Genomic DNA, 17,312 nt, shown 5'->3' on the forward strand with positions numbered 1-17,312 from the left:
ATTACTCTAATTTCGTTTTAAGATAACGCAAATCTGATGAATTTAGTTGATTTGCTACCTTTTCAATTTCTTTTTTCTGTTCTTCATCAATCCATAAGGCATCAAATAACTGTCTCGCATAGTTTCTAAACTGCCAAGAATGATGATTGGTTGCCTTTATCAAATTAATATAGGCATCGCCATTTAAGGCTTTAATTTCAAATAAATACTGAAACGCTGTTTGTCGAACTTCTGGATTATAAATAGCGCTCGTATAACCAACAAGCTCTCGATGATAATAAACACTTTCTGTAGGATTAAAATCGGGTGTAAACAATGCCAATGTTAGCCATAACAGTCGTACATTCTTATTTGGCAACCCAATAATATCTTTCGTCTTTTCTAAGAAAACACTTCTATCATAATCAAAACTGGACCATAGATTATAAAGCATTAATTCATTGGTAATATAACTATCATCTAATAACAACGGCTCTGAATACTCTTTTAAACCCTCTGGAATCTTGCTCATTTTCTGAGCTGCATATTGTCGTATTCTAATATCTTCACTAGCAATTAAAGGCAAAAGCTCTAATTCAGGAAAATCACCTTTTTGTTGAAGTAATTCTAACTTTAATTCAGTTGCTAAATCTTTGTCCTTAATAATGTCAGAATAAGTAAAGTTCTTCTCACCTTCTTCTTTTAAATCATAATACATTCTTAATGATGCACTATTTTTCATTAAATAATCCTTGGCATCATCCATTGGAAATACGTCTCCTTCTAACCAAATAGTTTTAAAATTACTTAAATCGTGATTACCAGCCTCCTCCATTTCAGTAATAAAATCAGCAACAGTCACATTTTGGAACTTATACGTATTTAGATATGTTTGAATTCCCGTTTTAAAATTTTCTTCACCTATTTCATCTTTAAGTATAGCCAATGCCCAAGCTCCTTTTTCATAGAAAGTAAGACTACTAGCTTTCGGGTTCAATAAACTCTCCCCTTCTCCCTTTTCAGATATCTCATTTAATATTGTAGCTGTATCAAACAATTTCCAATAAAAATAGTCGTCTCCAAAAATCTCCTTCTCAGCCAAATAAGCATAGTAAGTAGCAGAACCTTCATGTAACCAATGATGCTCGCTGTTCTTTTCGGTAACCAAATTACCAAACCATTGATGCGCCATTTCATGAGCATTAATGTTCACATAATTTCTATCAATAAACGAAGTGGAATCAATAACATAAGCATCAGAGAAAAAAGTAGCGCTTGTATTTTCCATACCGGCATATAAAAAATCATGTACAGGAACCTGCTTATAATCTTGCCAAGGATACCCCACGCCAATTTCATTTTCTAAAAAATCAAATATCCTTTTTGTATATCTATAAGTAGGTTCCACTTTTAGACTATCATTAGGGTAATAGTAATTTTCAATTGTTACTCCGCTATCAGATTTCAAAACTTGCTTATTGTAATTGCCCATAGCGAACGCCAACAAATAACTACTCATTGGTTTTTTCATATCAAATAACCAAATAGCATCTTCCTCATCATTATCAGTTTTTAAAAGTAGGTTACCATTCGCAATTACTTGATATTTTTTATCGGCTTCAATTGTAAAATCAAATTCTACCTTTTCTTCCATATCATCAAAACTAGGGAGCCAATGGCTGGTGTATTTTCCTTGCCCTTGCGTCCATATTTGTTCATTGCCTTCCACATCATCATCCCAACCAATGAAATAGACCGTTTGTTTGGGTTTCGCCACATATTCAAGAAACAGTTTATGCGATTCTCCCTTTTTGAATTTATGTTTAATGGAAATTGTCTTTTCTGTAGCAGTAAAAACTATCTTTTTCCCATCAAGTTCTACTTTTGAAAAATCCATATTCTTTGCATCAAAAAATACGGAATCAACATTTTGTAACACATTAAAACGATAGATCACTCCACCTTTTATCTTTTTCTCTTTAGGTAATGGACCTAAGTAAACCTTCCCTTTTATAAAATCTACTTTATCTTGATGTTGACCATAAGAACTGAAATAAAAACAAAGAATAAAGGCTAGAACTATTTTTTTCATACAAATTAATAAGCTAGTAGAAACTCAAATTTAATACTTTAGTTTGTCGCAATTCTACCTAAAGACTATTTTAGTGCCATGAACGCAAACTTCTTGCAAACCCCTGTTGTATACCTAAAAGGTGTTGGTCCAAATAGGGCTGAAACCTTAAAGTCTGAATTGGGGATTGAAACCTGTCAAGATTTGCTGAATCTTTTCCCAAATCGATATATCGATAAAACCCAATATTATAAAATAAGTCAGCTACAACGTAGCAGTGCCGATGTTCAAATTATTGGTAAAGTAGTTCACTTAAAAACAGTTGAGCAAAAGAAAGGTTCGCGCTTAGTAGCCCGTTTTAAAGATGATACCGGCGAAATAGAATTGGTTTGGTTTAGGGGACAAAAATGGTTGCGAGAAAATCTTAAGCTGAATATACCTTATGTCATCTTCGGAAAATGTAATTGGTACAATGGCACGTTTTCAATGTCACACCCAGAAATGGAACCTTTGTCTGCGCATGAACAAGGCACAAAAGTGTATATGCAACCCGTATATCCATCAACCGAAAAACTAAGTAATAAAGGTGTGACAAATAAGGTAATCAGTAAGATGTTGCAACAACTTTTTATAAAGATGAACGGCAAATTTTCTGAAAGCCTATCGGATAAATTGCTGTATGATTTAAAGTTGCTACCAAAACCGGCAGCATTATTCAATATACATTTCCCAAAAAGTCAAGAGTTGTTAGCGAAGGCGCAATTCCGCTTAAAGTTTGAAGAGTTATTTTATATTCAACTACAGCTGATAGGTAAAAATGTATCTCGAAAGAAAAAGATTAAGGGCTTCCCTTTCAATGAAGTGGGTGAATATTTTAAAGATTTTTACTCTAATAAATTACCTTTTGAACTTACCGGAGCACAGAAGCGAGTAATTAAAGAAATTCGTGCAGACCTTGGTAGTAATGCTCAAATGAACCGTTTACTACAGGGTGATGTAGGTTCGGGTAAAACCATCGTTGCCGTAATGACAATGCTTTTGGCAATTGATAACGGATTTCAAGCTTGCCTTATGGCACCCACAGAAATTCTAGCTAATCAGCATTATCAAGGTATTTCCGAATTGCTAGAAGGAACGGAGATTAACTGCGCATTATTAACAGGCTCTGTTAAAAAATCTGCACGTAAACCAATCCACGAACAACTTGAAAATGGAGAGTTGAATATTCTAATAGGTACTCATGCCCTTTTAGAAGATAAAGTAAAATACAAAAATTTAGGCATTGCCATCATTGATGAGCAACATAGATTCGGGGTTGCCCAACGTTCTAAGCTTTGGCATAAAAATGAGTTTCCGCCACACATATTGGTAATGACGGCAACGCCAATACCTAGAACATTGGCAATGAGTTTATATGGTGATTTAGATATCTCTGTCATAGATGAATTACCACCCGGGCGTAAACCTATAAAAACAGTACACCGTTATGATGCCAATAGATTAAAGGTTTTTCGTTTTATACGAGATGAAATTGAAAAAGGCAGACAGATATATGTGGTTTACCCATTAATTCAAGAGTCTGAAGCTATGGATTATAAGGATTTAATGGATGGTTATGAGAGTATAGCCCGCGATTTTCCACAACCGAAATATCAGATTTCTATTGTTCACGGACAAATGAAACCAGCGGACAAGGAGTTTGAAATGAACCGTTTTGTACAGGGCGAAACTCAAATTATGGTTGCAACCACCGTTATTGAAGTTGGGGTTAACGTACCTAATGCTTCAGTAATGATTATTGAAAGTGCGGAACGTTTTGGTCTTTCGCAATTACATCAGTTACGTGGTCGTGTTGGGCGTGGTGCCGATCAAAGCTTTTGTATTCTGATGACGAGTCATAAATTATCTAGCGAAGCTAAGACTAGACTAGAAACCATGGTAGCCACCAATGACGGATTTGAAATTGCAGAGGTTGATCTAAAACTACGAGGTCCCGGCGATATTATGGGAACCCAACAAAGCGGACTATTAAATCTAAAAATAGCCGATATCGTTAAGGATAACGATATCTTAAAATCTGCTCGTTACCACGCCTTGCAACTACTAAAAGAAGACCCATCTTTAAGTAAATCAGAGAATCTAATTATTAGACATATGTACGCCCAGTTGGTGAAGCATAAAAATATCTGGACATATATTAGTTAACAACAGTTTCATTAAAACAAACCCAATCGTTTGTTTCATAAAAGCTTAAAAAGAGACAATCATTTAGACTAATTATTAATTCGTGTGCGAAGTTCATAAATTGAAACAACAAACAATATAGAAGCTATTGTTATGAGCAATGAAGTAAATTTCCATAGATACTTGTTATCTATATAAACATTTTTTGGCTCATCAATATCATATTTCAAAAGCACACTTTCACCTATTTCATATGGTTTAAAATCTTGATAATTACCATTATTTAAGGTAAACTTAAAATTATCTTTTGTAACAAAAGAAAATGAAGGTGAGTATACTAGCTTTTTACTGCCAAATATTGCTTGTGAACTTTTTGTTTTTGAAAGATATTCAGTAATCACACCTTCTGTCTGAATTCCAGAATTTTCAACTTTTAACTTTCTATAAATTTGAGACCCTCCAAATATTAATAAAATCAAGCTACAAACTAGCATGATATAAACGAACAAAATACTATGATTTTTCATTATAATTATTAATGATATAAATTATTAAATTCACTTTGTTCAAAACGAAATAAAACCCTGAATATTTTAAAACTAACAGATAATTACATTTTGAACATCGTAATTTACAAGTGTGTTAATTTCTAAGAAACCCTTGTTTTTAATAGATTTGTGAACTTAGATTAGAAAGAATATGAGCGCAACAAAAACATTATTTGACAAAGTGTGGGATTCCCACGTAGTACATAAAATACAAGATGGTCCTGATGTACTGTTCATTGACAGACACATGGTTCATGAAGTAACAAGCCCTGTTGCTTTTCTAGGTATTAAGAATAGAAATATTCCTGTTATGCATCCTGAGAAAACATTTGCAACAGCTGACCATAACACTCCAACTATTAACCAACATTTACCGGTTGCAGATCCACTTTCTGCAAACCAGTTAAGAATGTTAGAAGAAAATGCTAATGAATATGGTATTTCTTATTGGGGATTAGGTCATGCAAAGAATGGTATTGTACACGTTGTAGGTCCTGAATATGGTATTACCCAACCAGGTGCTACTATTGTTTGTGGAGATTCACATACTTCTACACACGGTGCTTTTGGTGCAATTGCTTTTGGTATTGGTACATCTGAAGTTGAAATGGTATTGGCTACACAATGTATTATGCAGCCTAAGCCTAAGAGAATGCGTATTAATATTAACGGTAAAATGAGTAAAGGGGTTACACCTAAAGATGTAGCTTTATTTATCATTTCTCAATTAACGACTTCTGGTGCAACCGGGTATTTTGTAGAATATGCTGGAGAAATTTTCAGAGACATGAGTATGGAAGGTCGTATGACCGTTTGTAACTTAAGTATAGAAATGGGTGCCCGTGGAGGTATGATCGCTCCTGATGAAAAAACATTTGAATATGTAAAAGATCGCGAGTTTACTCCAAAAGGTGCAGATTGGGATAAAGCAATGGCATATTGGGAAACATTATATACCGATGAAGATGCCATTTTCGATAAAGAATTAACTTTTGATGGTTCTCTTATTGAACCTATGATTACGTACGGTACCAACCCAGGTATGGGAATGGGAATTTCAAATGATATTCCTATGGCAAATGACGTTCAAGGTGGTGCTACTACATACCAGAAATCATTGAAGTATATGGATTTCAATGAAGGCGATAGTATGATGGGCAAGCCTATTGATTTTGTTTTCCTAGGAAGTTGTACAAATGGTCGTATAGAAGATTTTAGAGCTTTTGCCTCTATCGTAAAAGGCAGAAAAAAAGCTGACAATGTTACGGCATGGTTAGTACCTGGATCTCATAAAGTTGAGGCTGCTATTAAAGATGAAGGAATTCTTGATATTTTGACCGAATCTGGTTTTGAACTTCGTGAGCCTGGTTGTTCTGCTTGTTTGGCAATGAACGATGACAAAGTACCTGCTGGTAAATTAGCGGTAAGTACATCGAACAGAAACTTTGAAGGTAGACAAGGACCTGGTTCAAGAACTTTATTAGCTAGTCCGTTAGTTGCTGCTGCAGCTGCCGTTACCGGTAAAGTAACTGACCCAAGAGAATTAATGGTAGAACTTGTGTAACAAGTTTACCTTTCGCTATTAGCCCTTGGCTTTTAGCACAATAACAATTATAATAATACAAGCTAATGGCTAACACCCATGAGCAAAAAGCTATAAAAAATGGCATACGATAAATTCGACATATTAACTTCAACTGCGGTTCCTTTACCTATAGAAAACGTAGATACAGATCAAATTATACCTGCACGATTTTTAAAGGCAACTGAGCGTGTTGGATTTGGGGACAACCTATTTAGAGATTGGCGTTACAATCAAGACAATACTTTGAAAGAAGATTTTGTTTTGAACCAAGATAAGTTCAGTGGTAAAATATTAGTAGGTGGTAAAAACTTTGGTTCGGGATCATCTCGTGAGCATGCTGCTTGGGCAGTTTATGATTACGGATTTAGATGTGTAGTTTCAAGTTTCTTCGCAGATATCTTTAGAGGTAACTGTCTTAACATCGGTGTATTACCTGTACAGGTAAGTGCCGAATTTTTACAGAAAATCTTTGATGCTACAGAAGCAGACCCAACTACAGAGTTAGAGGTTAATCTAAAAGAGCAAAAAATCACTTTACTATCAACAGGCGAAAGTGAGTCTTTTGATATTAACGGCTACAAGAAAAACAACATGCTTAACGGTTTTGATGATATCGATTATTTATTGAACATCAAAAAAGATATTGAAACATTCGCAGAGAGTACTCCGCTATAAACTCATATATCAAAACAATACAAAGCATTTACGTTAACTAACCCAATGCCATTTTTCAAATCGAAAAATGGCATTTAGAACACATGAAAAAAAGAAAGTTAGAAATAATGGATACCACCCTAAGGGATGGTGAACAAACTTCAGGCGTATCCTTTTCTGCATCAGAAAAACTGACCTTGGCAAAACTACTTTTAGAAGAACTGAAAGTAGACCGAATTGAAATCGCATCTGCTCGCGTTTCTGATGGAGAGCTTGAAGCTGTTCAGAAAATTACCGAATGGGCTGGTGAAAAAGGTTATTTAGAACGTGTAGAAGTACTAACTTTTGTAGATGGAGGTATTTCATTAGATTGGATGCAGAAATCTGGAGCGATTTCTCAAAATTTACTGACCAAAGGTTCCATGAACCATTTAAAGTATCAGTTAAAGAAAACTCCCGAGCAACATTTTTCTGAAATCGCCGAAATTTTTAAACAAGCCACAGAAAGAGGTATTATCAATAATATCTATTTGGAGGATTGGAGTAACGGAATGCGAAATTCAAAAGAATATGTTTTTGAGTTTCTAGATTTTCTATCCACTCAAAATGTAAAAAGAATATTACTGCCAGATACATTAGGTATTTTAACGCACACCGAAACATATGCGTATTTATCTGAAATAGTACAAAAGTATCCTAGTTTACATTTCGATTTCCACGGTCATAATGATTATGATTTGGGTGTTGCTAATATTATGGAAGCTGTAAAAGCTGGCTGCCATGGTTTACACCTTACCGTAAACGGTATGGGCGAAAGAGCTGGTAACGCACCTATGGCAAGTGCTGTAGCGGTTATCAATGATTTTTTGCCAGAAGTAGAAATTAGTGTAAACGAAACCTCTTTATATAAAGTAAGTAAGTTGGTATCTGCCTTTACAGGCTTTACCATACCGGCAAACAAGCCTATTGTTGGTGATAATGTGTTTACCCAAACTGCCGGTATACATGCCGATGGCGACAGCAAAAACAATTTATATTTCAGTGATCTAATGCCAGAACGTTTTGGCAGAAAAAGAAAATATGCATTAGGTAAAATGTCTGGTAAAGCCAACATTCAAAAAAACCTGCAAGAACTTGGTTTAACCTTAAACAATGAGGAATTAAAAAAAGTTACTGCACGTATTATTGAATTAGGAGATAAAAAAGAACGTGTTACTAAAGATGACCTTCCTTTTATTATTTCTGATGTTTTGGATACTGCAGATTACAAACAAAGAGTTTTTGTAAAATCTTACGTATTAACACATGCTAAAGGCTTAATGCCTTCCACTACCCTATCTGTAGAAGTAGATGGTAAAATATATGAAGCACATGCACAAGGAGACGGACAGTATGATGCTTTTATGAACGCTTTAAAAAAAGTATACATTGCAAAGAAGAAAATACTCCCAAAATTAACTGATTATGCTGTTAGAATACCACCAGGTAGTACTTCCGATGCATTGTGCGAAACAGTTATCACTTGGGAATTGGATGGAAAAGAATTTACGTCAAGAGGTTTAGATTCTGACCAAACGGTTAGTGCGATTAAAGCTACCGAAAAAATGTTGAATATAATTTAAACAGATTGCTTTACTACTTTTTATAAGTAGGTCTTAGCAACATACAAACACATCAAATGAAATTAGATATTGCCTTATTGGCCGGTGATGGTATCGGTCCTGAAGTTATTGATCAAGCAGTAAAAGTATGTGATGCCATTGCAAAAAAGTATGAGCACCATATTACTTGGAAACCTGCTCTTACAGGTGCAGCGGCCATTGATGCCGTTGGTGAGCCTTACCCAGATGAGACACATGAAATATGTGCAAATGCGGATGCAGTTCTTTTTGGCGCTATAGGCCACCCACGTTTTGATAATGACCCTTCTGCAAAAGTTCGTCCAGAGCAAGGGTTATTGAAGATGAGACAGAAATTAGGTTTGTTTGCCAATGTTAGACCAACCTTTACTTTTCCTTCTCTAATCGATAAATCTCCTTTAAAAAGAGAACGTATTGAAGGTACTGATTTAATAATCTTAAGAGAATTAACTGGTGGCATCTACTTTGGCGAACGAGGAAGAAAAGATGACAGTAATACCGCCTTTGATACTATGACCTACCAACGTTTTGAAATCGAAAGATTAGCTAAAAAAGGTTTTGATTTCGCTATGAAGCGTTCTAAAAAATTATGTTGTGTTGATAAAGCCAACGTATTGGAATCATCAAGACTTTGGAGAGAGACTGTACAGGCTATGGAAAAAGATTATCCAGAGGTGGAAGTTACTTATGAATTCATTGATGCGGTTGCAATGCGCTTAATTCAATGGCCAAAAGGATATGATGTAATCATTACAGCAAACTTGTTCGGTGATATTTTAACTGATGAGGCATCTGTAATTGCAGGTTCTATGGGACTTATGCCTTCATCATCTGTAGGTAGTAAAGTATCTTTATACGAACCTATTCATGGTTCGTATCCACAAGCAGCTGGTAAAGACATCGCTAACCCGTTAGCTACCGTACTTTCTGCAGCTATGCTTTTTGAAGATATGAATATGACAGAAGAAGCTGAAGAAATTAGACGCGTAGTCAACAAATCATTAGCAGAAGGTTACGTAACCGAAGATCTTGCCGATGGTGGCAAAAGTTATAAAACAAGTGAAGTTGGCGATTGGTTAGCTAGCAACATTTAAGAAATACACTATAAATAAAAATCCCTTTAATCTTTGATTAAAGGGATTTTTTATATCTGATAGCTACGGTTTACTTAAATACTTGTAGCTATTGCAATTTCTTGTTCATAAATACTTTTAACAATCGCACGTAAATCAGGAATTACGGTTTTAACCAATTTCGATGGTCCGTTGATTAGTACACAAATACCTAAATCCGAATCTGGAAAAAGTGCAATTTCATTTCTGTAGTTGTTAACACTACCACCATGATGCCAAATAGTTTCCTCAGGCGCATTCTCATTCTCTTTTACAGTGTGTATTCTCCAACCAAATCCATAACCTGAACTCACATGTCCTGGCCATTTTTGATAATATTTTCTATGACCATTTAATTCTACAAAAGGTTTAAATACCTGAGCCATATCTTCTCTAGACATTACATCAGGATTATGACCTAATAAGAAACGCATCCACTTAGCCATATCTTCAGAGTTTGCATTGATACCACCGGCAGCAATAGCATTATAGTAGTTATCTCTTGGCAAAACTGTTCTCAATCGATGACCTCTTCTAATATGTGGTAGCGCAATATTTTCATTTTGCATTAATGTCTTATGATCCATAGACACAGAAGTCATACCCAAGGGTCTAAAGAATTTTTCTTCTAAAAGCATTTGAATATCTTTTCCTGTTGCTTTCAACATCACTTCTTGTGAAACAGAAAACATGGCATTTTGATAGCTATATTGAGAACCGGGCTCGGCTATCGGATTTATTTTATCGAATTTTTCGCTAATCGAAGACATGGTGTAACCCGCCTCCACTAAATCTGTATAACTGTGGTATGGAGTTCCTGTAGTGTGAGAAAGTAAATGTGCTACTTCTATTTTTTGAGTATTCTGTTGATTACCAAAATGGAAATTTGGTAAATAATCTGCCACTTTATCATTTAGGTGTAATTTACCTTCGCTTTCTAAATTAGCAGCTAAAACACCGGTAAAGCCTTTTGAGATAGAACCTAATCTAAATAAGGTTTCCTCGTCTACCGTTTCACTACCATTAGAACTTCGCTTACCATATCCATCGGATAAGATAACGGAATCACCGTTTACTATACTTACACCTGCTCCTACGATATCACCAGCTGAAATAGCTTTATTGAAATAATCGGTTAAAGCATCTTTCAGTGCTTTTTGACGTATGTTATATAATTTGATTTCCCTTTTCTCCGCAAGAGTTTTTACGGCATTGGGGTTTGAAATAATAGCTTTAGAATGCTCTGGCTTAAATGAAGAAGCCGAAAGAACAAAAAGTAAAAGAACCATAATTATGGCTCCCAGAAATAGTTTGGTACGTGACACAGCATTGTAAGTTTTGGTACTCTAACAACGTGATAAAATGGATAAAATTACCGATGAACTACATAAAATGAAAAATTTAACAATCAAACCAACTGAGTACAAGGCAAGAAAATAAATTGAAAATAAGCATGCGGCTGAATATTTAGACAAAAAAAAGGAACCCCATTTTGAAGTTCCTTTTTTAAAATTTATAAAAATAAAGACTAACAGCTCATCGCCATTTTTCTATATTTAATTTCTTTTCTCTTTCTAGCTTTCAAAATAGCTACAGCGATTGCAACACCGGAAAAAGCTAAAATAGCGCCTACTAAACTAGAGTAAACAATTCCATACCCAAATGCTATTGGCAAGCCAGCTAAATAAGCCCCAGAAGCATTACCCATGTTAAACGCACTTTGGTTCATTGAAGAACCCAGCATTTCTGATCCTTTTGATGTTTTAATAATTGCCATTTGAATAGGTGTGGCTACAGTAAATGAAATTGCTCCAATAACAAAAGTCAATACCATTAATAAATATGGGTTAGTTGCAATAACCATATTCAACAATAAAATACCGCACATAACCGACAAGCTAATGATTACCGCTTTCAAGGGTGAGAATAACTCTGCCATCTTCGCACCTAAAAAATTACCAACTACCATACCTAAGCCAGCCAACATCATAGCGTAACCAACAAAATGGTTTGGCAAACCAGCGACATCTGTAATTAAAGGGGCTACGTAACTGTACCAAGCAAAGAATCCGCCTGTACCTATAGTGGTCAGTGCAATTAATGCCCAAAGTTCAGTATTCTTTAATCCTTTAGAAACACTTACTTTCTCTTCGGTTTCGTCTACTTCAATTTTTGGCATCCATAGGTAAATGCTTCCTAAAGCCAATAAACCAACAAAGCCTACTAGGTAGAAAGAAACACTCCAGCTGAACTGCTGCCCTAAATAAGTACCAATAGGCACTCCAATAACATTGGCTACAGTAAGACCGGAAAACATAATTGAAATAGCTTGCGCACCTTTGCCTTTTTTAGCCAATTTTGTAGCTACTACAGCACCGATACCAAAAAAAGCACCGTGCGGAATACCAGATAAAAATCTCATAAACAACAAACTGGTATAACCTGTGGCAAGTCCGGACAAGGTATTAAATACTGTAAACCATATCATTAATAAGAACAGCATTTTCTTAGGCGTAAGCTTAGAACCTAAGCCTGTTAATAATGGTGCACCTACTACAACGCCCAATGCATAAGCTGCAATAAAGTGACCTGCCTGCGGAATTGTTATTCCTAATGACCCAGAAACTTCTGTCAAAATTCCCATGATAACAAATTCGGTAAGTCCTATTCCAAAACCACCGATGGCTAAAGCAAATAATGCTTTCTTATTTGATTTTATAGCATCCATAACTTATAAATTTTAAGTTTAACATATATACTATAGGTTCTCAATCAATTTTAAAAAGACAAAGTTAAAACCAATATCCCGGTTAAAACACGCATGAATTACCATATTTATGTTAATAATTAACCGTGTGAATTGGCAACATATATTCAGTTTTTACAATTCAGTATAGAAATTCTACAACTGAGAAAATCAATTTATTCAAACCTTCAATTACGATTCATATTTGTGATATCAATCAAAATATAATCAACAATGAAGACGCTATTATTCTTATTACTTACAGTTTTATGTTCCAATGCATTCTCACAATCAACCATTTCGGGCAAAATTATTGATCAACAAGGCTTGCCAATTATGGGAGCAAGTGTCTATCTAAAAGGTACTTATGACGGTACTGCTACCAGTGAAGATGGCACATTTACATTTGAAACAACCGCAACCGGCTTACAAACATTAATTGCGTCTTCCATTTCATTTGAGACTTATTCTAAAGCAGATGATGTCACGAAGCTCAATACCATAACCATAAAACTCAAAGATGATGTGAATACCCTAGATGCCGTAACTGTAAATGCCGGAACATTCAATGCTGGCGACAACGCTAAGGTTACCGCATTAAAACCTTTAGATATTGTAACCACAGCAGGAGCTTTAGGGGATTTTGTTGGCGCTTTGCAAACATTACCAGGAACATCAAATGTTGCCGAAGACGGAAGGTTATTCGTTAGAGGTGGTGGCGCAGAAGAAACACAAATTTTTGTAGACGGTATGCGTGTATTTACACCCTACTCCCCTTCTGCAAACAACATACCCACAAGAGGTAGGCTATCTCCATTTCTATTTAAAGGAATTACATTTTCTACCGGAGGATATTCAGCTGAATACGGACAAGCCTTATCAAGTGTTTTACTTTTAAATAGTATAAACGAACCACAAGAAGAGAAAACTGAAATTTCTATTATGACCGTTGGCCTGGGACTTGGAAATACCCAAAAATGGAAGAAAAGTTCACTTAGCTTAAATACGTCCTACATTAATTTAGCTCCTTATCAAAAACTGTATCCTGATAATAATGAATGGCATAAACCTGTAGAATCTGTAGGTGGTGAAGCGGTATATAGATATAAATTCAATAACGACGGACTTTTAAAAGTTTATGGAGCATACAGTTCGGTAGACTTTGATCTAACACAAGAAGACATTAATGTAGCTGATGGTATTCGTTTCGGACTTAAAAATAGAAATCTGTACATCAACTCCTCTTACCAAGATTTCTTAGAAAAAGACTGGAGCATTGCAACAGGTATTAGTTTCGCCAATGACCGCTCTGAAATAAAATATAATAATTCTGACATCACAGATATTGAAAACTCGGCACATCTAAAAATCGCTTTTAAAAAGTTCTTTTCTAGTCGCTACAAATTGAACTTTGGGGCAGAATATTTCGCAACAAACTTCACAGAGAACTTCGAAGATTCTAATTTTGAAGACGATTATGAATTTGATAATAATATATTCAGCAGCTTTGTAGAAACAGATATTTTCTTTTCGAAAAAACTTGCTACTAAGATTGGAATTAGAGGAGAATATTCTGAGTTATTGCAAGAGTTTAATATTTCACCAAGATTATCATTAGCATATAAAGCCGGCTCAAACTCTCAATTCTCATTGGCATATGGTGAGTTCTTTCAAAATCCGAAAAACGACTATTTAAAGTATAATTCTGATTTTACTGCCGAGAACACAACTCATTATATTGCAAACTATCAGTATGTAAAAAACAAACAGATTTTTAGAGCTGAAGCATACTACAAAAATTACGGAAATTTAGTAAAGTATGATACTCCGTTCGCATTGCCAACTTCTACATATAATAACTCTGGAAGTGGATTTGCAAAAGGATTGGATATTTTCTGGAGGGATAATAAATCAATCAAAAATACAGAGTATTGGATGTCGTACTCTTACTTAGACACTGAAAGGGATTACCAGAATTACCCAACAAGTGCAACGCCTGATTTTGCATCAAAACACAATGCCTCTTTAGTAGTTAAACGCTGGATTGAAGATTGGAAAAGTCAAGTAGGTTTGAGTTATAATTATGCTTCTGGTCGCAGTTATACCGACCCTAACAAAGGAGGATTCTTAACGGAACAAGCAAAAAGCTTCAATTCGTTGAATGCCAACTATGCTTACTTAATCAGTCCGCAGAAAATATTATATCTATCTGTGAGTAACGTATTAGGAACTAAAAATGTAAACGGATATCAATACGCTGACCAAACCAATACAGATGGTTTATTTGACAGAAGAACCATTACCCCCGCTGCAGACCGCTTCTTTTTCATAGGTTTCTTTTGGACGATAAGTGACAATAAAGATGACAATCAACTAGATAACCTTTAAAAATTACAATTCAATACAAAGAACCTACAACTCGGTCATCTATTTTATCAAAAACAATGGAATAGAAAGATATTTGAATAACAATAAATAACATCAAAAAACTATACATTATGAAATCACTTCTATTAATTGCCTCGTTCATTTTTACACTTAGCTTAACTTCGCAAACGCCTTATGAAAAAGGGATGAATGAGGCATTTGCCTTATGGGAGCAACAAAAGAATACAGAAGCCGTACAACTATTTGAAAGAATAGCATCTGTAGAAACCGATAATTGGCTACCACCCTATTATGCCGGATTGATAGAAATAGTAAGCAGTTTTGGATTAAAAGACGAAGCGTTATTAAATACAAAGCTGACAAGGGCGAAAGAATTTTTAGATAACGCCTCGGAAATATCAGAAAACAATCCTGAAATAATGATTACATATGCGCTATTGAACACAGCCTACATTGCTTTTGATGGTGCAAAATACGGTATGACTTTGTCTGGAGAGAATGTAGCTATCTATCAAAAGGCACTAACAATTGCACCAAGCAATCCAAGAGTACTATTAGGTAAGACTGAATGGGATATGGGCGCAGCTAAATTCTTCGATAAATCTATAGCACCCTATTGTGAAGATGTTGAACGTGCCATTGTATTATTCAATGAAGAAGAACAAACGGTACCCTACTATCCATATTCCGGTTTAGAAAGAGCTAACGAGATCAGTGCTAATTGTAAAAAAGAAACCTCCCCTAATTAATAGGAGAGGTTTTTTTATAGTCTAAGTTAAAGACCTTTATAATATATAATCAGTACTCACAAAATTAGAAAGTTTGGCTTCCAATAAATTCTGAATAATTTCAGTATTTAACTCATTGTCTTTAAATGCAACAAAAGTTCTAATAGAGAACGAACGTAATGCATCATGAACACTTAAGGTTGCTTGTGCAGAATCTTTTCTTCCGGTAAATGGGTATACATCTGGTCCTCTTTGGCAAGAACTATTTAAATTTACACGACAAACCAAGTTTACCAAGGTATCTATTAATGGAGAAAGTGCATAAACATCCTTACCGAACAAGCTTACTTGTTGTCCGTAATTACTTTCTGCCATATCATCTAAAGGTTCTTCAATATCGGAGAATGGTACTATTGGAATTATTGGACCGAATTGCTCTTCTTGGTAAACACGCATATCTTTCGTTACAGGATATAGAACTGCAGGCCATATAAAATTATCAAAATGCTTACCTCCTTTTTTGTTGATGATTTTTGCACCTTTTGAAAGCGCATCATCAATTAAACCTTGAATATAGGCAGCCTTATCAGGTTCTGGTAACGGAGTTAATTTTACTTCGTCTTCCCACGGATTTCCAAATTTTAATTCATCTACTTTTTTAGCAAAGCTTTCATTGAATTTAGACCTAATCTCTTCATGAACATAAACTACTTTTAGTGCCGTACAACGTTGTCCATTAAAAGAAAGTGTACCGGCTAAACATTCATTTACTGTCAAATCTAAATCTGCATCTGGTAAAATAATTGCCGGGTTCTTAGCTTCTAGACCCAATACCAGTCGCAATCTATTACTTTTAGGATGTTGCTCTTGCAAGGCATTTGCAGATTTACTATTACCAATTAAAGCAAGTACATCTACTTTGCCTGTTTGCATAATTGGTGCAGCAACAGTTCTACCACGACCAAATAATATATTTACCACCCCTTTTGGAAAACTCGTTTGAAAAGCCTCTAAAAGCGGAGTAATCAATAAAACACCATGTTTTGCAGGTTTAAAAATTGTTGTGTTTCCCATAATGATTGCAGGAATCAACAAAGCAAAAGTTTCATTCAACGGATAGTTGTAAGGACCTAAACATAAAACAACACCTAAAGGTCCTCTTTTAATATGCGCATACACACCATCGTGTTTTGTAAACTTTGCAGCATCACGATCTAGCTGCTTATAATCTTCAATGGTATCTTGAATGTACTCAACTGTACGATCAAATTCTTTTTGAGAATCTGGTAACGATTTACCAATTTCCCACATGAGCAACTTAACAACTTCTTCTCTTTTAGTCTTCATTTTTGTAACGAAAACCTCCATGCATTCAATACGGTCTTTAACATGCATAGTTGGCCAAATTCCCTTTCCTTTATCATACGCCTTTAATGCTCCGTTTAAAGCATCTAAAGCTTCTGCTTCTTGTAAATCTGGAATGCTACCTAGTAAGGTTGGCTTGTATTCTTTTGTTGAAGAAATAGTAGAATATACTTCTGTAGTATCCCCTTTCCATTCTTTTAATTCTCCGTTGACCAAATAATGTTTTTGGTCTATAGTTGATGTAATTTTAAATTCTTCAGGAATTTTAATATCGCTCATTTCATTTTCTATTTTGCACTATGATTGATAATT

At 35.1% G+C, this 17,312-nt stretch carries 12 protein-coding genes; 7 read left to right on the plus strand and 5 right to left on the minus strand.

Going from position 1 to position 17,312, the window contains the following annotated elements:
* Position 1: 1 nt before the first annotated feature.
* A complete protein-coding gene (locus tag Q4500_RS08590; protein WP_303599282.1) occupies positions 2-2,071 on the minus strand; it encodes a M1 family metallopeptidase in 2,070 nt (689 codons plus the stop codon).
* A gap of 78 nt (positions 2,072-2,149) precedes the next feature.
* Here Q4500_RS08590 and recG point away from each other — a divergent pair, with 78 nt between their 5' ends.
* Positions 2,150-4,255 carry an ATP-dependent DNA helicase RecG gene (gene recG / locus Q4500_RS08595; protein WP_303599283.1) on the plus strand — a complete coding sequence of 702 codons (2,106 nt, stop codon included), beginning with the start codon at positions 2,150-2,152 and terminating at the stop codon, positions 4,253-4,255.
* A 68-nt stretch (positions 4,256-4,323) separates the two neighbouring features.
* Here the strand turns inward: recG and Q4500_RS08600 are convergent, their stop codons facing one another.
* Positions 4,324-4,761: a DUF3592 domain-containing protein gene (locus tag Q4500_RS08600; protein WP_303599284.1), complete on the minus strand. Its 438-nt coding sequence runs from the start codon at positions 4,759-4,761 to the stop codon at positions 4,324-4,326.
* 172 nt (positions 4,762-4,933) lie between these two features.
* Here Q4500_RS08600 and leuC point away from each other — a divergent pair, with 172 nt between their 5' ends.
* From leuC to leuB, 4 genes are all read left to right on the plus strand, one after another.
* Entirely contained in the window at positions 4,934-6,346 is a 1,413-nt protein-coding gene (gene leuC / locus Q4500_RS08605) for a 3-isopropylmalate dehydratase large subunit (protein ID WP_299325568.1), read from the plus strand.
* 99 nt (positions 6,347-6,445) lie between these two features.
* The gene (gene leuD, locus Q4500_RS08610; protein WP_299799348.1) at positions 6,446-7,042 is read left to right on the plus strand and encodes a 3-isopropylmalate dehydratase small subunit; all 597 of its coding nucleotides are present in this window, start codon (positions 6,446-6,448) and stop codon (positions 7,040-7,042) included.
* Between the two features lie 83 nt (positions 7,043-7,125).
* A complete protein-coding gene (locus tag Q4500_RS08615) occupies positions 7,126-8,643 on the plus strand; it encodes an alpha-isopropylmalate synthase regulatory domain-containing protein (protein WP_299325564.1) in 1,518 nt (505 codons plus the stop codon).
* A gap of 56 nt (positions 8,644-8,699) precedes the next feature.
* Positions 8,700-9,755: a 3-isopropylmalate dehydrogenase gene (leuB, locus tag Q4500_RS08620; protein WP_299325562.1), complete on the plus strand. Its 1,056-nt coding sequence runs from the start codon at positions 8,700-8,702 to the stop codon at positions 9,753-9,755.
* 74 nt (positions 9,756-9,829) lie between these two features.
* Here the strand turns inward: leuB and Q4500_RS08625 are convergent, their stop codons facing one another.
* Together Q4500_RS08625 and Q4500_RS08630 are read right to left on the minus strand one after the other, a co-directional pair.
* Positions 9,830-11,098 carry a serine hydrolase gene (locus tag Q4500_RS08625; RefSeq protein ID WP_303599286.1) on the minus strand — a complete coding sequence of 423 codons (1,269 nt, stop codon included), beginning with the start codon at positions 11,096-11,098 and terminating at the stop codon, positions 9,830-9,832.
* A gap of 203 nt (positions 11,099-11,301) precedes the next feature.
* Entirely contained in the window at positions 11,302-12,501 is a 1,200-nt protein-coding gene (locus Q4500_RS08630; protein WP_303599288.1) for an MFS transporter, read from the minus strand.
* A gap of 252 nt (positions 12,502-12,753) precedes the next feature.
* On the opposite strand from Q4500_RS08630, the gene Q4500_RS08635 reads away from it, so the two are divergent.
* A complete protein-coding gene (locus Q4500_RS08635) occupies positions 12,754-14,907 on the plus strand; it encodes a TonB-dependent receptor (protein WP_303599290.1) in 2,154 nt (717 codons plus the stop codon).
* Between the two features lie 110 nt (positions 14,908-15,017).
* Entirely contained in the window at positions 15,018-15,656 is a 639-nt protein-coding gene (locus tag Q4500_RS08640) for a M48 family metallopeptidase (RefSeq protein ID WP_303599291.1), read from the plus strand.
* A 36-nt stretch (positions 15,657-15,692) separates the two neighbouring features.
* On the opposite strand, the gene Q4500_RS08645 is transcribed toward Q4500_RS08640, so the two are convergent.
* Positions 15,693-17,279: an NADP-dependent glyceraldehyde-3-phosphate dehydrogenase gene (locus Q4500_RS08645; RefSeq protein ID WP_303599292.1), complete on the minus strand. Its 1,587-nt coding sequence runs from the start codon at positions 17,277-17,279 to the stop codon at positions 15,693-15,695.
* Positions 17,280-17,312 lie beyond the last annotated feature (33 nt).

The organism is Maribacter sp. 1_MG-2023 (assembly GCF_030547005.1).
GTDB lineage: Bacteria > Bacteroidota > Bacteroidia > Flavobacteriales > Flavobacteriaceae > Maribacter.